Source organism: Streptomyces sp. CT34 (genome assembly GCF_000805335.1).
GTDB lineage: Bacteria > Actinomycetota > Actinomycetes > Streptomycetales > Streptomycetaceae > Streptomyces.
In genome coordinates, this window is the sequence record NZ_KN708638.1 from 4,421,476 (window position 1) to 4,444,393 (window position 22,918).

Consider the following 22,918-nt stretch of genomic DNA (forward strand, 5'->3'; position numbering starts at 1 on the left):
GAAGGCGACCGGATGAGCCTAGGGCGGCGGCGCCCGGGGTAGTGCTGCCGCCGTCAACGGGTGTGCTTCGGCGCGCCCTCCTTCCGTACGTCCCGTCCGTACGGAGGGGCATCGGTATCGGGAGAGGCCACCAACGGTGACGCAGTCACAGTCGCAGCCCACAATGCGCCCCACGGCGCGGCCCACAATGCGCCCCACGGCGCAGCCCACAGCGCGGCCCACAGCGCAGCCCTTTGAACTGCCGCAGTTCTACATGCCGCACCCGGCCCGGCTGAACCCCCACTTGGAGGCGGCGCGGGCGCACTCCAAGCAGTGGGCGCGGCGGATGGAGATGCTGGAGGGCTCCGGGATCTGGGAGGAGCGGGACCTCGACTCCCATGACTACGCGCTGCTGTGCGCCTATACCCACCCGGAATGCTCCGAGGAAGCGCTCTCCCTCGTCACCGACTGGTACGTCTGGGTCTTCTTCTTCGACGACCACTTCCTGGAGAAGTTCAAGCGCACGCTCGACCGGGAGGGCGGCAAGGCGTATCTCGACCGGCTGCCGCTCTTCATGCCGATGGACCTGACCACGCCGGTGCCCGAACCGACCAACCCGGTCGAGGCGGGGCTCGCCGACCTGTGGGCGCGCACCGTGCCGAGCATGTCGCCGGGGTGGCGGGCCCGGTTCGCCGAGAGCACCGAGCATCTGCTGAACGAATCGCTCTGGGAACTCTCCAACATCAACATCAACCGGATCCCCAACCCCGTCGAGTACATCGAGATGCGGCGGAAGGTGGGCGGCGCGCCCTGGTCGGCGGGGCTGGTCGAGTACGCGACCGGCGCCGAGATCCCGGCCGCCGTCGCCGACGCGCGGGCACTGCGGGTGCTCAAGGACGCCTTCTCGGACGCGGTGCACCTCCGTAACGACCTGTTCTCCTACCAGCGGGAGACGGAGGAGGAGGGGGAGCTGAGCAACGGCGTCCTCGTCCTGGAGACGTTCCTGAACTGCGGCACGCAGCAGGCCGCGGACTCGGTCAACGACCTGATCACCTCCCGGCTCCAGCAGTTCGAGAACACCGTCTTCACCGAACTGCCCGCGCTCTTCGCGGACAGGGGCCTGGACGCGGTGTCCTGCGCCGCGGTGCTGGCATACGCCAAGGGGCTCCAGGACTGGCAGTCCGGCGGGCACGAGTGGCATCTGCGGTCCAGCCGGTACATGAACGGGGGCGGGGCGGGTGCGGCCGACTCCTCGGCGTCCTGGTCGCCGTTCGCCCTCGGCGGCCTGGGCACCTCCGCCGCCGACCTGAAGGCGGCCCTGTCGGCGGCCGGTGCGCAGGCGACGTCCGGTGCCCTGACGAGGTCCGGTGGCCAGGCGACTGCCGCCGCCCAGGCGACAGCCACCGCCCAGCGTGTGCGCCGCCACACCCACCTCCCCCACCAGAAGGTCGGTCCCTCCCAACTCCCCGACTTCTCCCTGCCGTTCACCACCACCCTCAGCCCGCATCTGGCGGCGGCCCGGCGCAACGTCGTCCCCTGGGCGCATGCCATGGGTCTGCTGCAACCGCAGCCCGGCGTGCCGCACTCCCACATCTGGGACGAGGACGCGCTGGTCCGCTTCGACTTCGCGCTGGCCGCGGCCGGCCTGCACCCGGACGCCACCCCGGAGCAGCTCGACCTCAGCACCCAGTGGCTGACCTGGCGCACGTACGCGGACGACTACTACCCGGCGGTCTTCGGCCGCACCCGGGATGTCGTGGGCGCGCTGGCCACCACCAAGCGCCTCGCCGCCTTCATGCCCGTCGACGCGTCCGGTCCGAGCCCCGATCCGACCCCCGAACCGGCCAACGCCCTCGAACGCGGCCTGGCCGACCTGTGGGCGCGAACGGCGGAGCCGATGACCCCCGACGCACGCGCCACGTTCAAAGCAGCCATCGACTCGATGACCGCGAGCTGGCTCTGGGAACTCGACAACCAGGTGCTGCACCGCATCCCGGACCCGGTCGACTACATCGAGATGCGCCGGGCCACCTCCGGCTCCGGCCTCGCCATGACCCTCAGCCGCCTCGGCCACGGCCGGACCGTTCCGCCGGAGATCCACCGCTCCGGCCCGATGCGTTCCCTGGAGAACGCCGCCGCCGACTACACCGGCCTGCTCAACGACGTCTTCTCGTACCGGAAGGAGATCGAGTACGAGGGCGAGGTGCACAACGGCATCCTCGTCGTGCAGAACTTCTTCGACGTCGACCACCCCACCGCGCTGGCCATCGTCCACGACCTGATGACCTCCCGTATGCGTGAGTTCCAGCACGTAGCGGCCAGCCAACTCCCCATCCTCTACGACGACTTCAACCTCTCCGCCGAGGCCCGCACCGCCCTCGACGGCTACGTACGCGAACTGGAGAACCGGCTCGCCGGCACCCTCACCTGGCACCGCGACTCCCGCCGCTACCGCGAGGAGTACCTGCGACACCGCCCCGGCACCCCGGGGTGGACCGGTGGTCCGACGGGGCTGGGCACGTCGGCGGCTCGGATCGCGGTGGGGGTGGGGGCTGGGGCGGCGTAGCGCGGGCTGGTGCGGGGGTGCGGGGGTGCGGTAGCGCGGACGAGTTGGGATTGCTTACTGCCGTCTACTGCCGTTGGGGGCATACGTATTCGGGCCGGATGTGCTGCGGGCTGCTGTGCTCTGCTCCTCTCCGTTGCGGACTACCCGGTGGATTACTGCTGTTGGGGGCAGCCGTACTCGGGCCGTATGTGGTGTGGGCTGCACGCGACGATGTTGACGGACAGGAAGCGGTTGCCGGTCACCCACCAGCCGCCGACCCGGTCTTCGCCGGCCGCCAGTATCCGTACGGTTTCCCGCCGGTCGGCGGGCGGGGCGTACGTCCCGGCGAAGAGCGCGGCATGCCGGGCGATCTGCGCCGCGTACCAGTGCGCCCCGTCCTCCGGCGTGTGGAACGTGGCCTCGATCCGCGCGGCCGGCTTCAGCAGCCAGTCCGCGCACTCCAGCGGCATGACCTGAGCCGCGCGGAACTCCGGGTGTGTGGGGCGGCGGTGGGCGTCCCCGGGCTTGACGAGAACGTCGCCATGGCCGAGCCACAGGTAGGCGTGGTGGTGGGGGGTGGGGGTCATGGTTCTCCGGGTGGGTGGGCGGCCCCGGGCCCGCCGGGCTCCGGGGCCGGTCGGTGCGTTGCCTGCCGGATCAGCCGCGTCCGCAGCCGTCGCCGTCGCCGCAGCCTCCGCTGGGGTTGGCGTCGCCGCCGTCGTCCTCGTCCCCGCCGCTGTACTTGACCGGGTTGGGTCGGTATCGCATGGTGAACTCCTGGGTGCTGGGCCGGCGCACGGACTGTCCGTGCGCCGTCGTGCACTTGCGAGGGCCCTCCGTGGGCCCACCCGCTCCGGCCGTGTCCTGCCAGGGAGTGACGGCCGGGGCGGGAGTCTTGAGAGCTCGTCCCGAGCGCGCGGAGATGCGCCGTTCTGCGGGACGGATGGGGATGCTTCGTCGCGACCGTAGGGCTGTGGCGTGAGCCACATCCAGTTGTGTGCAGCTTTGTGCACGAGGGCGGGTTGTTGCTTGCCGGGGCTACGCGGGGAGCGCAACGCTGTCTGATGTGCACAGAGGCACCGTGCACATCTCTGCACCGTCTGAGAGGGAGGCCGGTATGGCTTTACGGTTCATCGGGATCGATCCCGAGACTGGGGGTCAGTTCAGTCCGACCGTCTGGATCGACCAAGAGAGGAGGGAACTCGTCTTCCAGGGGTGGAAGCCGAGTACGCAGCTTGAGGCAGAATGCGCCGCGTTCGAGGTTCCGGGACACGCGAAGGGCATCCCGGAGGGCGAGGCAGTCATTCGCATCCCGGCCAGGATGGCGCACATGATCAGGGAGGCGTGCGATGCCGTCGAGCGTCCCGACATTCGATGAACTGATCGCCAACTGTGCTCGTTCTGCTGTTCACTTGGAGATGCGCGACATCTACGGCGTCGACGATGAGAAGGAGCCGTTCGCCGCATGGAAGAACGGCTTCCGAGGCAATCCCGACGACCGGGATTCGTGGTGGAAGCCGTGGCACGACCTGATGCAGGAAACGGTGTCTCGCGGCGTCGTGGTGCGGCGGGCCCGCATCGTCTCCGAGCCCGTCAGTGAGTACACCCGGTTCCTCCACGATGGCACGTTCACCAACGTCGCCGCAGGAGAGCTCGTGCGCTGGCTGCCCCGCCGCCGGGCCTCCGAGATTGCCCTGCCGGGCAACGACTTCTGGCTTTTCGATGATCAGTGGGTCCACTGGCATCACTTCACCGGCGACGGCGGATTGGTCGATGTGGAGGTCACCGACGATCCTGGCTCCGCCAAGCTGTGCGCGGATGCGTTCGACGCCGTATGGTCGCGAGCAGTCCCGCACGACCAGTACCAGATCCGCTAGCAGGAAGCACCGTTCGGCCGGCTCATGCCCATATCACCGTCGTCGTCCGCCCAGGCGGCTCGTGAGATGGTCGCGCGGCGACTACGCGAGCTCCGTAAAAGGGCGGGGCTGACGGTCACCGAGCTGGCCGAGCGGTGCGGCTGGCACCACGCGAAGACGTCCCGTGTCGAGAATGCCCGTACCGCGCCCTCCGCGCAGGACATCCGGGCCTGGTGTCGAGTATGCGAGGCGGCCGACCAAGCCGACGACATCGTTGCTCAGTCGTTGAACGCCGAGTCGATGTACCGCGAGTGGCGCCGGCAGGTCCGAGGGGGACTGAAGAAGCTCCAGGACAGCGTGGTCGATTTCTACCGCCAGACCCAGCTGTTCCGCGTCTACTCCTCCACTCTGGTACCTGGCATGTTGCAGACTGAAGGCTACGCTGCCAGCGTGCTGGGCTACTTCGCCAAACCGTGGGGGATGACCGCTGAAGACGTAGCCGAAGCGGCCGCCGCCCGCGTCGCACGGTCCCGGATCATTCACGAACCCGGTCACCGGTTTGTGCTCCTCATTGAGGAGTCGGTGCTTCGTTATCGGGTCGCAGAGCCGGACGTGATGGCCGGTCAGCTCGGATACCTGATGACCGCAGGCTCACTGCCTGCTGTGTCGCTCGGGATCATTCCCATGGCGACACCGAGGCGGGCGCAGTGGCCCCATGAGACGTTCCACATACACGATGACACCATGGTCGCGGTGGAGACGATCTCGGCCGCGGTGAACATCACCCAGCCCAGCGAAATCGCCCTTTACCTCAAGGCGTTTGAGGACCTACGGAGCATGGCCGTGTACGGCGCCGCGGCGCGGGCACTCATCGTGCGGTCCATCGAGGCGCTGGGCCGATTCTCGCCCACGTGGAGATTGTCCTCTGTAGGCGGGCAAGGATGGCTCATCCGATCACGGAGGTACGCGATGCCGTTGGACAATTCCACACCCGGTGACGGGAATGTCACGTCGGAGCGCACGGAGTGGCGCCACCAGATGCAGAACGGGCTGAAGCCCCTACAGGAGAGCCTTGTTGAGCTGTTCGGCAGGACGAGGCTGTTCCGGATCTACTCGTCCACGCTCGTTCCCGGATTACTCCAGACCGAGGGCTACGCCGCCGCGGTGCTGAACGCGGTCGCCGAGTTCCGGGAACTGCCCGTCAAGGACGTTGCCGAGGCGGCAGCGGCTCGGGTCAAGCGGTCCGGTGTGATCCACGAACCAGGACACCGCTTCGAGCTGCTTGTCGAAGAGGCCGTCCTGCGGTGCCGGATCGGCGACCGTGAAGTGATGGCCGGCCAACTGGACCGTCTGCTGACCGCTGGATCCTCACCGGCCATGTCGTTCGGCGTCATTCCTATGGCGACGCCCCGACAGACGCAGTGGCCACGTGAGACGTTCCACGTCTACGACGACGCGTTGGTCTCCGTGGAGGCCATCTCGGCCCAGGTGAGCATCACCCAGCCCCACGAAATCGCGCTCTATCTCAAGGCGTTCGACCAGCTGCGGGAGATGGCCGTGTACGGCGCGGAGGCGCGGGCGCTCGTCGAGAAGGCGGCGGAGGCGCTGGGCTGAGGGGCGTGGAGGAAGAGTCCCGGGGCGAGCCCAAGGGATCAGGGGGCTCTTCGCTGTTGCCGTTGGCCTGGGCTCAGGCGGACGCGGTCCGTCGTGCTTCAGCGTCTCCACGAACGCAATCCATGCGGATGAGCCGAGGGAGAGGTGACGGCCGGTAGGGGTCTTGCTGTCGGGTATGGATATGGCGTCCGGCCAGTCGTCGGCGACCTCGATGCACTGGCCATTTGCGCTGCTGTAGCTGCTCTTGCGCCATGCAGCCTGGGAGAGGTTGTCTTGCACTTCACACACCTCCTCTCAGTCTCTCGTCCCTGCAACCATAGCCAGCAGGTCAGCACTGTCGTTCGGTCCCAGGGCGACCGCCTGCAGGTGCTCGAACATCGACTTGTACCGGCGGATCTCCGCTTCGGATTCCAGGAAGAGGTCACCGGCCGGTGTGTCCAGGTAGACCAATTCCGGGTCGGCAGGGTCTGGAAAGTCCATGTGGACAAAGCTCCCTGGCATGCCGGCATGTGCCCCTTTGCCGGGGATCACCTGGAACGTGATGTGCGGTGCCTCCGTGAGCTGGAGCAGGTGTCGCACCTGCTCCCGCATCACCGTGGGGCCGCCTACGGTGCGTCGAATGGCCGCCTCGTCAACGATTGCCCAGAGCTGTATCGGCTGGTCTTTGGTGAGCAACGCCTGGCGCTCCATGCGTGCTTGGACACGTTGCTCCATCTCCTTGCCAGTGGCTGCTGCCCATACGCCTTTGATCACCGCGTGGGCATAACTCTCTGTCTGAGCGAGGCCAGGAATGAAGAGCGACTCGTAGTTACGCACTGTGCGAGCCTCCGCCTCGAAGCCGGTGTAGGCGGTGTATTCCTCGGGCAACTCCGAGTGATATGGCCGCAAACAGCCCTGATCCGTGGAGCCACTTTGGACGGCGAGGAGGTCGGACCGGTGTTCCTCTGTCGCTTCGTAGAGGTCCAGCAGGGCGATGAGCGGGTGGGGGCTGTGGCCGCGCTGCAGTCGTGCGGGCTGGCGCTGGAATGCGGTGGGGTGTGGGTGGAGTGGTCGGCTCGGGCGGTGATCGTGCTGTCGGTGGCGAGTCGGCCGGGACCGCGATGCCCGGTGTCCACCGAAATGGACGTCGGATTCGAGGACGGCGGTCGGTTGCCGGGGCTCGCTGGGGATCTCGGAGGCAGGCTGCGCGGCTAGCATCGGTCGTGGGGCGGTCCGGCCCGATCCGATCGAGCGACGTGACGCGACGGACAAGGCGACGAGCACGACGACGTAACAAGGCAACGAGCAACGAGCAAGACAACGAACAAGGCACCGACCATGGATGCAGGTTCCGCGGGTGCGGGGACTCCGAGCGGTGAGGGGATCAGTCTGCGCCAGCTGCTGATGGCGCTGGGGGAGCCGCTGGTGACGTTGCAGGCGGCGCCGGCGGGGCTGGATGTGGTGATCCGGAGTGTGGCGCTGCTGGATCCGGAGGATCCGGCGGTGGCGCGGGCCGGGGAGCTGGTGCTGGCCATCGGGGCGCGCGGGCGGGCGGCGTTTCCGGCGCTGCGGGCCGGGGGGCGGGACGGGGCCGCGGCGGTGGCGGTGAAGCTGGACACGCCGGAGCAGGCGGCGGCGCTGCGGGAGACCGCCGTCGAGGCGGGGGTGGCGCTGCTGTCCGTACGGGGCGAGGCGCGCTGGGACCAGGTGGACGCGCTGGCCCGGGCGGCGCTGGAGGACGTGGCGTCGGGGCGGAACGCGGAGGGCGGGGAAGAGGGGGACCTGTTCGCGCTGGCGCAGACGACGGCGGTGCTGACCGGGGGGATCGTCAGCATCGAGGACGTGGCGAACCGGGTGCTGGCCTACTCCCGGTCGGCCGACTCCGAGGAGGTCGACGATCTGCGGCGGCTGTCGATTCTGGGGTGGCAGGGGCCGGAGCCGTATCTGGCGCGGCTGCGGAAGTGGGGGGTGTTCCAGCGGCTGCGGGCCTCCGACGACGTGATCCAGATCGAGAGCCATCCCGAGCTGGGCATCCGCCGGCGGCTGGCGGTCGCGATCCGGGCCGGGGAGCGGCAGCTGGGGACGATCTGGGTGCAGGAGGGGTCGGCGCCGCTGAGCGAGCGGGCGGAGCAGGCGCTGACCGGGGCGGCGCGGGTGGCGGCGCTGCACCTGGTGCGGCGCCGGCGGGAGCTGTCCGCGGATGTGACGCTGACCCGGACGCTGTCGGCGGGGCTGCTGGACGGGAGCACCGGGCCGCAGCCGCTGGCGGCGCAGGTGGGGCTGGACGTGGCGCGGCCGGCCGTGGTGCTGGGGTTCTCGTACGGGGCCGCCGGGGCGCCCGAGTCGGAGCTGACCCGGGCCGAGGTGAGCAATCTGATCTCGGTGCACACCGCGGCGCGGCACCGCAGCGCCCTGGTGACCCAGGCCGAGGGGCGGATCTATGTGCTGCTGCCGCAGCTGCCGCGGAGCATCGACGTCGGGACGCTGCGCGGGTGGGGGCAGGAGATCGCCGACGCGGCACGGCGCCATCTGGGGCTGGAGTTGCGCGGTTCGGTGGGCTGTGTCGTACCGGTGCTGGGCGAGGTGCCGGAGTCGCGGCGGGAGGCGGACCGAATTCTGGACGCGATGGTGAGCGCGGGGGTCGGCACCACCGTCGCGGCGCTGCCGGACATCCAGGCCGAGGTGCTGGTGAGCGAGGTGCTGGCGCTGATCTCCGCCCATCCGGACCTGCGGGATCCGCGGTTGAGCGGGCTGCTGGCGCACGACCGGCGGCACCAGGGGCGGTTGGCGGAATCGGTGCTCGCGTATCTGAACGCCTTCGGGGACGTGCGGGCGGCGGCCGAGCATCTGCATGTGCACCCGAACACGCTGCGGTACCGGATACGGCGGGCGGAGGCGCTGACCGGGATCGATCTGAGCCGGCCGGATCAGCGGCTGCTGGCGATGCTCCAGCTGCGGCTGCCGGGGGAGGGGTGAACGGTGTCGCGCAGTGGTGCCGGGTGGCCGCCCGTACGCCCTGCTCCGACCCCGTACGCCCCGGCTCGACGGCGCCGGTTCTCCTAGAATGAGCATGGTGTTTGCGCCACTGGGGTAGGCGTTTGCGCCACTGGGGCAACGGTCTGCAACGGGCTGGCGATGAGATGACCTCGGAGACGGACCGGCCGGAGCGGCCGGGCGACGGGGCGGGCGGCACGGTGGGCGACGGCGGGGACCGGGCGGCCTGTGACATAGCCACGGCGGCCGTGGCCGAACTGGACGGGCGGGGGACGGTGGTCTCCTGGACGCGGGCGGCCGAGCGGCTGCTGGGGTATCCCGCGGATGAGGTGCTGGGGCGCGGCGCGGTGGAGCTGCTGGCCGTGGCGGGCGATGCGGCGCGGGTCGCGGCGGTGGCGCGGTGGTGCCGGGCGGGGGACGGCTGGAGCGGGTCGGTGGCGGTGCGCCACCGGGACGGGCGCGCGGTGCAGCTGGCGGTGCAGGTGTCCAGGGTGGTGGGCACGGCGGATGCCGGTACGGCTGGTGGCGGTAGGGCCGGTGCCCGTACGGCCGGTGCCGGTACGGCAGATGACGGAGACGGGAAGGGGCGGCGCGATGGGGGTCCTCCCGGACGGAGTCCGGGGGAGCTTCGTGCCGGGGTGGTGGCGGGCGGCGAGCGGTGGGCGGTGCTGGCGCTGGAGGAGTGGCGGGTGCCCGGGGGCGGGGTGAACCAGCTGATGCTGGAGCCGTTCCTGGCACAGGCGCCGGTCGGGATGGCCGTCCTGGACACCGAGCTGCGCTACGTCTGGGTCAACGACGTACTGGAGCGGCTGATACCGCTGGAGCGGCGGCTGGGGCGGACGGTCGGGGAGGTGCTGCCGCCGGAGGAGGCGGCGGCGTTCGAGGAGCGGATGACGCGGGTGCTGGCCACCGGGCGGCCGGTGATGGACTACGAGTTCCGCAGCCCCACCTACGCGGACCCGACGCAGGAGCGGGCGTATTCCGCGTCGTTCTTCCGGCTGGCCGGCCCGCAGCGCCGGAAGGTCGGCATCTGGTACATGGTCATCGACGTCACCGAGCGCTGGCGGGCCCAGGAGCGGCTGGCGCTGCTGAACGACGCCAGCGCCCGGATCGGCAGCACGCTGGACGTGACGCGGACCGCGCAGGAGCTGGCCGATGTGGCGGTGCCGGCGCTGGCCGACTTCGCCGCCGTCGATCTGCTGGACTCGGTGCTCCGCGGCGAGGAGCCGGTGCCGGGGCCGGTCGACAGCACGCCGACGATGCGGCGGTCGGGGCAGCGGTCGGTCCGCGCGGGGTGCCCGGAGGCGGGGCCGGCGGTGGGGGAGGCGGTGCAGCGGGCGCCGTCGTCGGCGGTGGCGCGCTGTCTGCTGTCGGGGGAGCCGGTGGTGGAGGCGCGGCTGGCCGCCGGCAGCCCCTGGGTGACCGAGGACCCGCAACGGGCCGATGTGGTGCGGGAGTTCGGGTTCCGGTCGATGATGGTGGCGCCGGTGCGGGCCCGGGGCATCACGCTCGGCGCGGCGACCTTCGTCCGGTCCCGGCGGCTGGGGCCGTTCGCGGCGGACGACGTCCGGCTCGCCGAGGAGCTGGTGGCGCGGGCCGCCGTGTGCATCGACAACGCCCGGCGGTTCACCCGGGAGCGCACCGCGGCCCGGATGATGCAGCGCAGTCTGCTGCCGCACGCGCTGGCCGGCGGCGCCGCGCTGGACGTGGCGTCGTGGTACTACCCGGCGGACGCGCCGAGCGGGGTGGGCGGCGACTGGTTCGACGTCATCCCGCTGTCGGGGGCGCGGGTCGCGCTGGTCGTCGGGGACGTGGTCGGGCACGGCATCGACGCCGCGGCCACGATGGGGCGGCTGCGGACGGCCGTGCGGACGCTGGCCAACCTGGACCTGCCGCCCGACGAACTGCTGGCCAGGCTCGACGACTTGGTCATCGGGCTGATGGAGACCCGGCGCGACGGCGGGCCGGCGGCCGGCGACGACGCCACCCCGGCCACCCCGATGGGGTTCATGGGCGCCACCTGCCTCTACGCCGTCTACGACCCGGTCAGCAGGCGCTGCACGATGGCCCGCGCCGGCCATCTGCCGCCCGCGGTCGTCGCCCCGGACGGCACCGTGGCGTTCCCGGACCTGCCCGCCGGGCCGCCGCTCGGCCTGGGCGCGCTGCCCTTCGAGTCGGCCGAACTGGAGCTGGCCGAGGGGAGTTTGCTGGCGCTGTTCACCAACGGCCTGCTGGAGAACGGCGATCGGGACATCGGGGTCGGGATGTCCCGGCTGAGTCGGGCGCTCGCGGTGCCCGGGGCGGCGCTGGAGGAGATCGGCCGGAACGTGGTGGCGGCGCTGCTGACCGGGCCGCCGTCGGATGACGCCGCGCTGCTGCTGGCCCGTACGCGCGCGCTGGGGACCGGCCAGGTCGCCTCGTGGGATCTGGCCACCGACCCGGCGTGGGTCGGCCGGGCCCGCGCGCTGGCCGGGCGGCAGCTGTCGGCGTGGGGGATGGAGCCGCTGGTGTTCACCACCGAGCTGGTGGTCAGCGAGCTGGTCACCAACGCCATCCGGCACGGCAGCGGGCCGATCACACTGCGGCTGATCCGCCAGGACGCGGCCCTCATATGCGAGGTGTCCGACACCGCGAGCACCGCACCGCATCTGCGGCACGCCCGGACCACGGACGAGGGCGGGCGCGGGCTGCTGATCGTCGCGCAGCTGACCCGGCGCTGGGGGACGCGGTACACCGCGAACGGGAAGATCATCTGGGCCGAGCAGGGGCACCGGGACGCGCTGAAGGACGCGGCGGCCGTCGTGGTGTGAGGGCCCGGGGCGGCGGCGCCCGCCCGCGGCCGGGCGGTGTGCATTGGCCGGGCGGACAGCCCTGGCGGCTGAGTTTGTCGACCCGCACAAATACCTCGCCGCGCGGCGCCACATACGCTTGCGCAAATCCATTCCGGACGTGATGCGGCTCTCACCTCCCACAAGGAGGCGGAGCACACGCGCGGGCCACGTGGCCACCGCTTCGCGCGGGGCCAACGCCGGGACCGCGCCGGTATCCGAAGACCGTGGCCCCGAATGCCGCCGTTTTCGCGCCTGGCATGCCCCTCCGACGACTTCATGGATGTCGAGATGACCTCACCTCGCCCTGCCCCCGTGGCGTCTGCGCTCAGCGACGGCACGCACAGCGGCCCGGCCGCACCCGATCCCGGTGCGTCCCCGGGCCTCAAGTCCGGCCTGAAGAACCGCCACCTGTCCATGATCGCCGTCGGCGGGGTGATCGGCGCGGGCCTGTTCGTGGGCTCCGCGTCGGGCATCGCCGCGGCCGGCCCCGGCATCCTGCTGTCGTACGCGCTGGTGGGCATGCTGGTCGTCTTCGTGATGCGGATGCTCGGGGAGATGGCGGCGGCCAACCCGACCTCCGGGTCCTTCTCCGCGTACGCGGACCGGGCGCTGGGGCGCTGGGCCGGTTTCTCGATCGGCTGGCTGTACTGGTTCTTCTGGGTCGTGGTGCTCGCCGTCGAGGCGACCGCCGGCGCGGCGATCCTCACCAGCTGGGTCCCGGCCGTCCCGCAGTGGGCCTGGGCGCTGATCGTGATGGTCGTGCTGACCGCGTCGAACCTGGCCTCGGTCGCCTCGTTCGGTGAGTTCGAGTTCTGGTTCGCGGGCATCAAGGTCGTCGCCATCTGCTGCTTCATCGTGCTGGGCGGGCTGGCGCTCGCCGGGGTGCTGCCCGGCTCGGGCCACGCCGGGACCGGCTTCACCAACCTCACCTCGCACGGCGGCTTCCTGCCGCATGGACCCAGTGCGATCCTCACCGGCGTCCTGATGGTCGTCTTCTCGTTCATGGGCAGCGAGATCGTCACCCTCGCCGCGGGCGAGTCCGAGGACCCGCGGCGGGCGGTCACCAAGGCCACCAAGAGCGTGATCTGGCGGGTCGCCGTCTTCTACCTCGGCTCGATCCTGGTCGTGGTCTCGGTCCTGCCGTGGAACGACCCGTCGATCGCCAAGAAGGGCTCGTACGTCGCGGCCCTCGACGCGATGGGCATCCCGCACGCCGGCCAGTTCATGAACGTCATCGTGCTGACCGCGGTGCTCTCCTGCCTCAACTCCGGCCTCTACACGGCCTCCCGGATGGCGTTCTCGCTCGGGCAGCGCGGCGACGCCCCGCGGGCCTTCGCCCGGACGAACGGCCGCGGCGTCCCGCAGGCGGCGATCCTGGCCTCGGTCGCCTTCGGCTTCCTCGCGGTGGGCTTCAACTACCTGTGGCCGACCACCGTCTTCCAGTTCCTGCTGAACTCGTCGGGCGCGGTCGCGCTCTTCGTCTGGCTCGTCATCTGCTTCTCGCAGCTGCGGATGCGCGGCATCATCCTGCGCGAGAACCCGGAGAAGCTGGTCGTGCGGATGTGGCTGTTCCCGTATCTGACCTGGGCGACGATCGCGATGATCTCGTTCGTGCTGGCGTACATGCTCACCGACGGCAGCGCCGGCGGCGGACGCATCCAGGTGCTGCTGTCGCTGCTGGTGGCGGCGATCGTGGTCGGGATCTCGCTGGTGCGGGACCGGCTGGGCGCCCGCACCGACCGGGACGCCGTCGCCGGCTAGTCACCGGTCGGCCGCCCGCATCCCGTCCCGGTGGAGCCTGCCGCACCACCGGGACGGGGGTGTGCCGGGGGTGCCCACACCGCGTGAACACCCTTCCACGGCAAGTGAATTGTGGCAATCTATGCTTTTGCCTGAATTTTCACATATGGCACTTGTTGGGACTATTTGGGGGACGTAGCCTCGGAGGTGTCGCGGCCGGAAAGATCTCGGATCGCAGACCGGAAACGACCCGGAGGGCCGCGGTGAAGCTCCGATTCACTGGAGGCGGAGATGAGTTTCCGGGTACTCACCCACTGCGGAGGCGGAGGCCGAGGCAGAGGTGACTGGTGGGGCTACGGACGCGGCGGACGCGGAGGTTATGGCGGATTCTTCTTCTTCGGCGGACGCGGCTATGGCGGACGCGGCTATGGCGGCTTCGGCGGTCGTGGCTACGGCGGCCGTGGCGGCTACGGCCGGTTCTGATCGCACCCCAGAGTCAGAGGCAGGCCCGCGTCCTGGCGCGGGTCCGTCTCTTGACCTGGGGCCCGTACCGTCCGTAGTTCCCCGATGACGGATCCGCAGTGAGCCGGTGACGCAGCGGCCATGCGTCTGCGCAGCGCACGCCGAGGTCCAGGGCCGGCGGCGGCCCCTGAACCGCCGACGACGGCCCAGGGACCCGTATACCCGGCACCGGAGGCCGTCCCGCCCGCACCGGAGCCCGTCCCGCCGGTGCCGCGGGCGACGGACCCGGCGGCCGACGTCCCGATCCTGACCCGCCACGTCGGCGCCGCGGAGGCGTTCCGCCGGTTCTGGCCGCTGACGCGGGGCGACCGCAAGTGGATGCTGGCGATCGGCCTGTTCGCCGTCATCGCCGCGCTCGCGGAGACGGTGGCGATCCTGCTCTTCTCCCGGCTCACCGACGGCGCCCTCCAGAAGGGGTCGGTCAGCGCCTTCTGGACCCCGGCGGGCCAGTGGCTCACGGTGGCCGTCTCCGGCGCCCTGGTGGGCTATCTGGGCAACTCCCTCGCCGCCTGGACCGCGGAGCGCTTCCTGCTGCGCCTGCGGGCCCGGGTCTTCGCCCACCTCCAGACGCTGCCGCCGCACTTCTTCCAGCGCAACCGCCGCGGCGACCTCGTCGAGCGGCTGACCGGCGACGTCGACGCCATCGAACGCCTCGTCGTCTCCGGCCTGCTGGGGGCCTCCACGGCCCTGTTCAGCGCCCTCTTCTACGGAGCCGCGGCGCTCTGGCTGCGGTGGGAGCTGGCGCTCGCCACCTTCGTCGCGGCCCCGATCTTCCTCGGCGCCACCCGGCGCTTCACCAACCGGCTGCGCGCGGTCTCCCGCCGGGTGCGGGCGGCGGACGGCGCGGTCACCTCGGTCGTCGAGGAGGCGCTCGGCAACGTCGTGCTCACCCAGGCGTACAACCGGCAGCGCGACGAGGAGGCGCGGCTGGCCCGCGAAGCCGGCCGCTTCCTGCGCGCCTGCGTCACCAGCGCCCGGCTCAACGCGCTCTACGGCCAGGTCATCGAGGTCCTGGAGACGGTCTGTGTGCTGGCCGTCATCGGCCTGGGCGCCTGGGAGATCTCCCGGGGCCGGATGACCCTCGGCCAGCTGCTCGCCTTCGCCGCGTTCATCGGCTACCTCTACCCGCCCATCCGCTCCCTGGGCAGCCTCGGCCTGACCGCCACCGCCGCGACCGCCGCCGCCGACCGGCTGCTGGAGATCCTCGACGCCGACCCCTCCGTCACCGACCCGCCGCCCTGGGCCACCACCCGCCTCGCACACCGCGCACGGGGCGCGCTACAGGCCGACCGGGTCAGCTTCAGCTACCCCAACTCCCTGCACCGCGCCCTCAGTTCGCTCTCCTTCGCCACCGGCCCCGGCGAGTTCCTGGTCATCACCGGGCCCAGCGGCGCCGGCAAGTCCACCCTGGCGGCGCTCCTGCTGCGCTTCTACGACCCGGACGCCGGCACCATCCGCCTCGACGGCGTCCCCGTCAACCGCCTCCCGCTCGCCCAGCTCCGCAGCAACATCACGCTGCTGCCGCAGCAGACCCTGGTCCTCCACGACACCGTGGAACACAACATCGCCTGTGGCCGCGACGACCCCGCCCCGACCCACGACGACGTGATCCGCGCGGCCCGGGCGGCCGACGCCGACTCCTTCATCACCGCCCTCCCCGACGGCTACGACACCGTCATCGCCCCCGCCACCGCCGGCCTCTCCGGCGGCCAGCTGCAACGCATCGCCATCGCCCGCGCGATGCTCCGCGACGCCCCCGTGCTGATCCTCGACGAGCCCACCACCGGCCTCGACATCCTCGCCGCGCAGCGCATCCTGACCCCGCTGCGCCGCCTGGCCGAGGGCCGCACCACCCTCGTCATCACCCACGACCTGGACCTCGCGGCCGACGCCGACCGGGTGCTGGTCCTCAACCACGGCCGCCTCGTCGAATCCGGCACCCACCGCCAACTCCTCGCCCGCAGCGGGCTGTACGCGACGCTGTTCGCGGCCTACCCGCAGACACGGAACGGGGCGGTGCGCTCCCGCTGACCCGTTCCCCGCTGACCCGTTCCCCGGCGACCGGTTTCCGGATGACCGGTTCCCGGGCGACCGGTTCCCGGACAGGTCCCTGACGCGCCGCCCGCCCGGTCCGGGACACGTCCGGGGGCACCACACCGGGGGCACGACACCGGGGCCACAACACCGGTGTCACAACCCGTCCAACCCGCCCTGCTCCAGCGACAGTTCGGCCCAGATGATCTTTCCTTCCGGGGTGTAGCGGGTGCCCCAGTTCTGGGTGAGCTGGGAGACGAGGAAGAGGCCGCGCCCGCCCTCGTCCTCGTCGGCGGCGTAGCGCAGGTGCGGGGAGGTGCTGCTGGTGTCGGAGACCTCGCAGATCAGGGTGCGGTCGTAGAGCAGGCGCACGCGGATCGGGCCGGTGGCGTAGCGGATGGCGTTGGTGATGAGCTCGCTGAGGACCAGTTCGGTGGTGAAGGCGGCCTCCTCCAGGCCCCACACCTCCAGCTGCCGGGTGATCGCGGCCCGCGCGTCCGCGACCGCCGCCGGGTCGGAGGGGACCTCCCAGTTCGCGATGCGGTCCGGTCGCAGGACCCGGGTGCGCGCGACGAGCAGGGCGATGTCGTCGCGCTGGCGGTCCGGGAGCAGGGCGGCGAGCACCGCGTCACAGGTCTCGTCGGGCGTCCGGCCGGGCTGTGCGAGAGCGGTCGCGAGGGTGCTGAGCCCGCCGCTGATGTCCCGGTTGCGGCCCTCGACGAGGCCGTCGGTGTACAGGGCGAGGCTACTGCCCTCGGGCAGCTCCAGGTTCACCGCCTCGAACGGCAGACCGCCCAGGCCGAGCGGAGGTCCGGCGGGCAGTTCGGGGAACTCCACGGTGCCGTCGGGGCGGACCAGCGCCGGCAGCAGGTGGCCCGCGCGGGACATGCTGCACAGCCCGCTGGACGGGTCGTAGATCGCGTACAGGCAGGTGGCGCCGGTGACCACCGCCTCCTCGTTGCCGGTGGCCGCCTCCTGGTCGATGCGGTTGACCAACTCGTCCAGATGGCTGAGGAGTTCATCGGGCGGCAGGTCCAGGGTGGAGAAGTTCTGCACCGCGGTGCGCAGCCGCCCCATCGTCGCGGCGGCGTGCAGCCCGTGGCCGACCACGTCCCCGATGACCAGGGCGACCCGGGCGCCGGGCAGCGGGATGACGTCGAACCAGTCGCCGCCCACCCCGGTCTGCGCCGGCAGGTAGCGGTGGGCCAGGTCGAGGGCGTTCTGCTCGGGCAGGCCGCGCGGCAGCAGGCTGCGCTGGAGGGTGACGGCCATGGCGTGCTCGCGGGCGTAGCGGCGCGCGTTGTCGATGCACACGGCGGCCCGCGCCGCCATCTCCTCGGCCAGCGACAGGTCGCCCTCCTCGAAGCGCGGGGTCTCCTGGGTGCGCCAGAAGTTGGCGATCCCCAGAAGGACGCCGCGCGCCTGGAGCGGGACGGTGATCAGGGACCGGCATCCGTGGTTCATCACCTGCCGCAGGCGCCCGTAATCCTGGGCGAGCCACTCCTCGGCGGCCTCCAGATCGGAGACGAGCACCGGCTGCCCGGTGACGAAACCGGTCGCCATCGGCGTGCTCGCCGGATACCGGTGGAGCTCGCCGGCCCGGTAGAGGGGGTGGTCGTCGCGGATCCCGGCGATCGCCACCCGGCGCAGCTCCGGCGCCTCGCGGTACGCCCCCGGGGGCGGCTCCTCGCCCCTCAGGACGGGCTCCGCGAGGTCGACCGTGGCGTAGTCGGCGAACCAGGTCAGCGCGACCTGGGTGAGTTCCTCGGCGGTGCGCTGCACGTCCAGGGTGGTGCCGATGGCCACGCTCGCCTCGTACAGCAGCCGCAGCCGGCTCTGCGCGGACTCCACCTTTCCCGCGAGGGCGAGGAGCTCGGTGGAGTCGCGCAGGGTGGCCACGCTGCCGGGCGGGCCGCCCCGGCGGTCGGTGGGCCGTTTGTTCACCGCCAGCAGCCGCTCCCCGACCGTCAGCACCTCGTCGTTCGCGGTCCGTGCGGAGACCAGCAGCTCGGTCGTCCGGGGGGCGAGCCCGAGCTCGGCGACCCGGCGGCCCTCCACGTCCGCGGCCAGCCCGAGCAGCCGCCGCGCCTCGTCGTTCGCCAGCACCACCCGCCCGCGCGCGTCGACGATCAGCACCCCCTCGCGCACGGCGTGCAGCACCGCGTCATGGTGCTCGTACATGCGGGTCATCTCCACCGGCCCGAGCCCGTGCGTCTGGCGCCGCAGCCGGCGGCTGGCCAGCGCGGTGCCGGTCGTGGCCAGCGCCAGTGCGGCGGCCCCCGCGGTGAGGACGACCGGCAGCTGCCGGTCGATCGCGCTGCTGACCCGGCTGACCTTGATGCCCGCCGACACCATGCCCACGACCGCGCCCCTGGCGTCCATGACCGGGACCACCACCTGCGCCTCGTGGCCGAGCGGGCCGTACACGCTCTCGGTGGTGATGCGGCCCTTCAGCGACGGCCCGATGGTGCCGACGAAGTGCTTGCCGATCTCCTGCGGCTTGGGGTGCGTGTAGCGGATGCCCTGCCGGTTCATGACGACGATGAAGTCGACCCCGCCCTGCTTGCGCGCGGCCTCGGTCAGCGGCTGGAGTACCGCCGAGGGATCGGGCCCGCGCATGACGTTCACCAGCCCCGGGCTGTGCGCGAACGACTCCGCCGCGGCGAGCGAGCGGTCCCGCGCCCCCTGGAACCGGTCGCTGCGGGACTGCACCAGCAACGTGACCACCGCCGCCACGACGAGCAGCACCACGATGAGGATCTGGAGCACGAACATCTGCCCGGCGACACTGCGGGAGCCCGCCACCGACCGCAGCCGCTGCCCTGCCGGCGACGGCGACCACGAAAAGCGGCCGGATTTACGGGCCATGCCCCATATGTACCCCGTGCACTGTGCGTCCGATACGCACCACGCCGGGATATCGCATGACTGTACGACGGGTCCGGGGCGGCGCACGGAGTCGTTTCCGCCCGAGCGCGCGGAAACGGGGGCTGGATGACCGGTGGGCTCCGGGGATGCCCGCGGGAGTGTGTGCAGGGGCCGGCTGCCGCGGCTCGGTCCATCCGTACTGTCCGGAACCGCGGCGCTACTCCGTGCGCAGGCCGGCCGAGGCGGAGCGGCGGGTGGCCGGGCTCATCGTCGGTGGCTCTGGTCTGTTCGCGGTTTACGTGGCACCCTGCCCGGCGCCCGGCCCTGGTCCTGCGTGCCCTCCTGCGTGCCGCGGGTCGCCAGGGCCGCCGGTGAGCCGGCGACGGGATGTCCCGGCTGACGTGGACGTACCGACCGACAAGGAGACGGCCGTGAGCGAACCCCATGGCGGTGCGCAGCAGACCGCATCACACGAGGAGGCCCTCAGGAGGCAGCACGCGGCCCGCGGCCGGAGCGCCATCGACCGCGCGAGCGCCCTGTGCCGCTTCGTGGGCATCGGGGACGACGACGCGCGAGCGGTGCCGACGAGCCCGACGGCGAAGGCGGCCAGCGCGGTGCGCCTGTCGGCCCAGGCGCTCGCGCACGCGTCGGAGCTTCCCCCCGACCCGGCGGCGGACGCCCGTTGCGCGCGAAATGCCGCCGCGGCGGCGGCCGTTGTCGCCAAGGTCGCACAGTCCCACGCGGGCCCCGGCGGCCTCGCGGACGCCGCCTACCGCGCCGCCGTCAGCGCTTCCCTGGCCGGCGGATACGCGGCGGCGCAGCCGGCGATGGGCCGGGACGAGGCGCTGAACCGCAAGGCGGACGCGGACGAGGCGGCGGCCGTCGCGGCGGCCGAGGCCGCGGGGTGGATGTAGGTCAACCGGTTGAGTTGAGGGGGGCGTTGCCGGCGCCGTGCGCGTGCCGGGCGGTCCAGGCCCTGTCGTCGACGTCCCGCCTGCCGGGCGGACGACGGGAGTTGGACGACGGGGCCTAGAAGAGCGCGGCGTCGAGCGACCAGCATTGCCAGCTCATGGCGAAGAGTGCGGTGGCGGAGATCAGGGCCATCATCAGGTTCTGTCCCTGCTCGGCCCAGTCGTGGATCATCATCACGAGGTAGATCAGGTTCAGGGCGAGGCCGGCCACCAGGGCCACGGGGGTCAGCAGGCCGGCGACCAGGCCGAGTCCCAGGGCCAGTTCCGCGTAGGCGACCACGTATGCCATCAGCCGCGGGCGGGGCTTCACGACGCGGTCGAAGCCCTTGCGGACCACCGGCCAGCGGTGCCGGTCCGCGATGCCCGCGGCCCAGGTGATGCCGCCGCCGGCGAACCAGCTCTTCTTGTCCTTGTGGCGCCAGCTCTCCAGCCACCACAGCCCGAGGCCGATGCGGAGAACTGCGAACCACTCGGCGCCGGTGAGCCAGATCGTGTGCATGGGGCCGTTCCTCTCGGTTCCGGGGCGGGGCGGCGTAGCTGATGGTGTGTCAGTTCAGTGGGAGGGTGCGCGGTTGCGCAAGAGGGTGAGTTGCCGGGCTTCCCTTGTGGTTGTGCGGGCGAGCCCATAGCCTCCGAACCCGAAGTAACTGATGGACCGTCAGATTCCGTCGGTGGGACTCGGCGGCACGGGAGTTGGGGGTACGGCGTGACCAGCGGAAAGAGCGGCAGCGGAGAGCTTCCGAAGATCGTCAGCGTGGACGATCACGTGATCGAGCCGGCGCATCTCTTCGAGACCTGGCTTCCGGCCAAGTACCGCGACCGGGGCCCCAAGCCCTTCACCGCCGGCATCGGCGAGCTGAAGTACGTGGGCGGCAAGTACCGGTTCGCCACGGATCCGGACGGCCAGATCACGGACTGGTGGGAGTACGAGGGGCTGCTCTTCCCGTACAAGCGCATCATCGCGGCCGTCGGCTTCTCGCGCGACGAGATGACCCTCGACGGCATCACCCGGGACCAGATGCGGCGCGGCTGCTGGGACCCCGCGGCGCGGCTGGCGGACATGGACGTCAACCACGTCGAGGCGTCGCTCTGCTTCCCGACCTTCCCGCGCTTCTGCGGTCAGACCTTCGCCGAGGCGGCGGACAAGGAGGTCGGGCTGGCCTGCGTGCGGGCGTACAACGACTGGATGGTGGAGGAGTGGTGCGGGGACAGCGGCGGCCGGCTGATCCCGCTGTGCCTGATCCCGCTGTGGGACGTCGGGCTCGCGGTCGCCGAGATCCGGCGCAACGCGGCACGGGGCGTGCGGGCGGTGACCTTCAGCGAGATCCCCACGTACCTGGGGCTGCCGTCCATCCACTCCGGCTACTGGGACCCGTTCTTCGCGGCCTGCGAGGAGACCGGGACGGTCGTGAACATGCACATCGGGTCGTCGTCGCAGATGCCGGCCGCCTCACCGGACGCCCCGCCGGCGGTGCAGGCGTCGCTCTCCTTCAACAACGCCATGGCCTCGATGATGGACTTCCTCTTCAGCGGGGTGCTGGTGAGGTTCCCGCGGCTGAAGCTCGCCTACAGCGAGGGGCAGATGGGCTGGATCCCGTACGCCCTGGAGCGGGCCGACGACGTCTGGGCGGAGCACCGGGCGTGGGGCGGGGTGCGGGACCTGATCCCGGAACCGCCGTCGACGTACTACTACCGCCAGGTCTTCTGCTGTTTCTTCCGCGACCGGCACGGCGTCGAGGCGATCGAGACGGTGGGGGTCGACAACGCGACCTTCGAGACCGACTACCCGCATGTCGACTCGACCTGGCCGCACACGAAGGACGTGGCAGCCGATCACGTCGGCCGCCTCCCGGAGGACGTGGCCTACAAGCTTCTGCGCGGCAACGCGATTCGTATGCTGGACCTGCCGTTCGACCGTGATCGGGCGGCTGTCTGACCATCGTCCGTGCCGACGTGGGCCGCGATGGGGTGCCGGGGGCGCGGGCCGTCGGCACGGAGGTTGCCGGACCCGCTGAGAGGCGTTGGGATGAGCGACACCATGAGTCAGGCCCTGGTCACCCTCGGCCGCGGTTATCTGCGGGACGCCCCCGGTGTGCTGGGGAAGGTGGCGCTCGCGGAGCGGTACCTGAATCCGCGACTGCGCGACCGTCCGCGCCGACGGGTCGTCCACACCCGCTTCGGCGCCCGGATGGCCGTCGACACGCAGGATCTCATCCAGCGCTACCTCTACCTGTTCGGTGTATGGGAGCCGCACCTGACGCACTGGCTCCGGCGCCGGCTGCGTCCCGGCGACACCTTCGTCGACGTCGGATCCAACATCGGCTACTTCAGCCTGCTCGCCTCCCGGCTGGTCGGCGAGCAGGGCAAGGTCGTCTCGGTCGAGGCCATGCCGGCCTTCCACAGCAGGCTCCTGCAACATGCCGCGCTGAACCGGAGCACCAACATCCGCGCGGTCAACGCCGCCGTCTCCGACGCCCCGGGGACACTGACGTTCATCCTCGCCAGCTCCGACAACATGGGAGCTGCCAGCATCGTCCCCTACGAGGGGCCGGCCGAGGCCACGTTCGACGTCGAGGCGTACCCCCTGCCCGACGTGGTCGATCCGGCGGAGATCGCCACGGCCCGGGTGATCAAGATCGACGTGGAGGGTGCGGAGGGCGCCGTCGTACGGGGCATGAGGCCGATGCTCGACAAGCTCCGCCCGGACGCGGAGATCACAGTGGAGATCAACCCCTGGCGGATGGAGCGGCTGGGGGACTCGGCCGACGAGCTCATGGCGACGATGCGGGAGCACGGCTTCCACGCGTACCGGCTGAAGAACCACTACGCCGTCGCGAGCTACCCGGCGGCGGTGCGCGGGGCGGTGGTCGCCCCGGTGCGCTGGCGGGGGCCGGTCGTCGAGGAGAGCGATCTGGTCTTCTCGCGGGTGGACGCCGAGGAGCTGCCGTAGGGCGACGGGCCGGGCACCGGCGGTCGGCGGCGGCC

15 protein-coding genes and 3 pseudogenes are annotated in these 22,918 nt (G+C 71.4%); 13 read left to right on the top strand and 5 right to left on the bottom strand.

Annotated features, from left to right (window positions below):
- The first annotated feature begins 253 nt into the window (after positions 1-253).
- Complete coding sequence (locus RZ84_RS19360; RefSeq protein ID WP_043265353.1) at positions 254-2,545, top strand: terpene synthase family protein; 2,292 nt, start codon at positions 254-256, stop codon at positions 2,543-2,545.
- A 152-nt stretch (positions 2,546-2,697) separates the two neighbouring features.
- On the opposite strand, the gene RZ84_RS19365 is transcribed toward RZ84_RS19360, so the two are convergent.
- Complete coding sequence (locus tag RZ84_RS19365; protein ID WP_043265354.1) at positions 2,698-3,111, bottom strand: hypothetical protein; 414 nt, start codon at positions 3,109-3,111, stop codon at positions 2,698-2,700.
- Positions 3,112-3,641: 530 nt separating this feature from the next.
- Here RZ84_RS19365 and RZ84_RS19370 point away from each other — a divergent pair.
- From RZ84_RS19370 to RZ84_RS41410, 4 genes and pseudogenes are all read left to right on the top strand, one after another.
- Positions 3,642-3,902 (top strand): hypothetical protein, encoded by a 261-nt coding sequence (locus tag RZ84_RS19370; protein ID WP_043265355.1) that lies wholly within the window; start codon positions 3,642-3,644, stop codon positions 3,900-3,902.
- On the top strand, positions 3,874-4,401 hold the full coding sequence (locus tag RZ84_RS19375) for a DUF6879 family protein (RefSeq protein ID WP_043265356.1): 528 nt from the start codon (positions 3,874-3,876) through the stop codon (positions 4,399-4,401). The genes RZ84_RS19370 and RZ84_RS19375 overlap by 29 nt, the downstream gene beginning before the upstream one ends.
- A 24-nt stretch (positions 4,402-4,425) precedes the next feature.
- Positions 4,426-5,274: pseudogene (locus RZ84_RS19380) on the top strand (helix-turn-helix transcriptional regulator); the annotation flags it as partial.
- Positions 5,275-5,403: 129 nt separating this feature from the next.
- Positions 5,404-5,994: pseudogene (locus RZ84_RS41410) on the top strand (DUF5753 domain-containing protein); the annotation flags it as partial.
- A gap of 108 nt (positions 5,995-6,102) precedes the next feature.
- Here RZ84_RS41410 and RZ84_RS36780 read toward each other — a convergent pair.
- A pseudogene (locus RZ84_RS36780) lies at positions 6,103-6,282 on the bottom strand (DUF397 domain-containing protein); the annotation flags it as partial.
- 6 nt (positions 6,283-6,288) lie between these two features.
- Positions 6,289-6,861: a DUF5753 domain-containing protein gene (locus RZ84_RS19385; protein WP_157878858.1), complete on the bottom strand. Its 573-nt coding sequence runs from the start codon at positions 6,859-6,861 to the stop codon at positions 6,289-6,291.
- 45 nt (positions 6,862-6,906) lie between these two features.
- Here RZ84_RS19385 and RZ84_RS35105 point away from each other — a divergent pair, with 45 nt between their 5' ends.
- The 5 genes from RZ84_RS35105 to RZ84_RS19405 all read left to right on the top strand — a co-directional run bounded on the left by RZ84_RS35105 (position 6,907) and on the right by RZ84_RS19405 (position 16,091).
- A complete protein-coding gene (locus tag RZ84_RS35105; RefSeq protein ID WP_157878859.1) occupies positions 6,907-7,188 on the top strand; it encodes a hypothetical protein in 282 nt (93 codons plus the stop codon).
- A gap of 123 nt (positions 7,189-7,311) precedes the next feature.
- Entirely contained in the window at positions 7,312-8,949 is a 1,638-nt protein-coding gene (locus RZ84_RS19390) for a helix-turn-helix domain-containing protein (protein ID WP_052230028.1), read from the top strand.
- A 164-nt stretch (positions 8,950-9,113) separates the two neighbouring features.
- Positions 9,114-11,777, top strand: coding sequence for a SpoIIE family protein phosphatase (locus RZ84_RS19395; RefSeq protein ID WP_078893968.1), 2,664 nt, complete (start codon positions 9,114-9,116; stop codon positions 11,775-11,777).
- A 333-nt stretch (positions 11,778-12,110) separates the two neighbouring features.
- On the top strand, positions 12,111-13,559 hold the full coding sequence (locus tag RZ84_RS19400; protein ID WP_052230029.1) for an amino acid permease: 1,449 nt from the start codon (positions 12,111-12,113) through the stop codon (positions 13,557-13,559).
- Between the two features lie 819 nt (positions 13,560-14,378).
- A complete protein-coding gene (locus RZ84_RS19405) occupies positions 14,379-16,091 on the top strand; it encodes an ABC transporter ATP-binding protein (RefSeq protein ID WP_052230513.1) in 1,713 nt (570 codons plus the stop codon).
- Positions 16,092-16,250: 159 nt separating this feature from the next.
- Here RZ84_RS19405 and RZ84_RS19410 read toward each other — a convergent pair whose 3' ends face one another.
- Positions 16,251-18,869: a SpoIIE family protein phosphatase gene (locus tag RZ84_RS19410; protein WP_052230514.1), complete on the bottom strand. Its 2,619-nt coding sequence runs from the start codon at positions 18,867-18,869 to the stop codon at positions 16,251-16,253.
- 524 nt (positions 18,870-19,393) lie between these two features.
- Here RZ84_RS19410 and RZ84_RS39070 point away from each other — a divergent pair.
- Positions 19,394-19,876, top strand: a complete 483-nt coding sequence (locus tag RZ84_RS39070) for a hypothetical protein (protein WP_157878860.1) — start codon at positions 19,394-19,396, stop codon at positions 19,874-19,876.
- A gap of 115 nt (positions 19,877-19,991) precedes the next feature.
- Here RZ84_RS39070 and RZ84_RS19420 read toward each other — a convergent pair whose 3' ends face one another.
- On the bottom strand, positions 19,992-20,432 hold the full coding sequence (locus tag RZ84_RS19420; RefSeq protein ID WP_043265358.1) for a DoxX family membrane protein: 441 nt from the start codon (positions 20,430-20,432) through the stop codon (positions 19,992-19,994).
- A 207-nt stretch (positions 20,433-20,639) separates the two neighbouring features.
- Between RZ84_RS19420 and RZ84_RS19425 the strand changes: the two genes are divergently transcribed.
- Together RZ84_RS19425 and RZ84_RS19430 are read left to right on the top strand one after the other, a co-directional pair.
- Entirely contained in the window at positions 20,640-21,869 is a 1,230-nt protein-coding gene (locus RZ84_RS19425) for an amidohydrolase family protein (RefSeq protein WP_043265359.1), read from the top strand.
- A 90-nt stretch (positions 21,870-21,959) separates the two neighbouring features.
- Positions 21,960-22,883, top strand: coding sequence for an FkbM family methyltransferase (locus RZ84_RS19430; RefSeq protein WP_107068140.1), 924 nt, complete (start codon positions 21,960-21,962; stop codon positions 22,881-22,883).
- Positions 22,884-22,918: the final 35 nt, after the last annotated feature.

Bases quoted from the DNA above. Each gene is read 5' to 3' on its own strand.
- RZ84_RS19365 (WP_043265354.1), bottom strand. From the start codon at position 3,111: ATGACCCCCACCCCCCACCACCACGCCTACCTGTGGCTCGGCCATGGC.
- RZ84_RS19390 (WP_052230028.1), top strand. From the start codon at position 7,312: ATGGATGCAGGTTCCGCGGGTGCGGGGACTCCGAGCGGTGAGGGGATC.
- RZ84_RS19395 (WP_078893968.1), top strand. From the start codon at position 9,114: ATGACCTCGGAGACGGACCGGCCGGAGCGGCCGGGCGACGGGGCGGGC.
- RZ84_RS19410 (WP_052230514.1), bottom strand. From the start codon at position 18,869: ATGTTCGTGCTCCAGATCCTCATCGTGGTGCTGCTCGTCGTGGCGGCG.
- RZ84_RS19370 (WP_043265355.1), top strand. From the start codon at position 3,642: ATGGCTTTACGGTTCATCGGGATCGATCCCGAGACTGGGGGTCAGTTC.
- RZ84_RS19405 (WP_052230513.1), top strand. From the start codon at position 14,379: ATGCTGGCGATCGGCCTGTTCGCCGTCATCGCCGCGCTCGCGGAGACG.
- RZ84_RS19375 (WP_043265356.1), top strand. From the start codon at position 3,874: ATGCCGTCGAGCGTCCCGACATTCGATGAACTGATCGCCAACTGTGCT.
- RZ84_RS19360 (WP_043265353.1), top strand. From the start codon at position 254: ATGCCGCACCCGGCCCGGCTGAACCCCCACTTGGAGGCGGCGCGGGCG.
- RZ84_RS19420 (WP_043265358.1), bottom strand. From the start codon at position 20,432: ATGCACACGATCTGGCTCACCGGCGCCGAGTGGTTCGCAGTTCTCCGC.
- RZ84_RS19430 (WP_107068140.1), top strand. From the start codon at position 21,960: ATGAGCGACACCATGAGTCAGGCCCTGGTCACCCTCGGCCGCGGTTAT.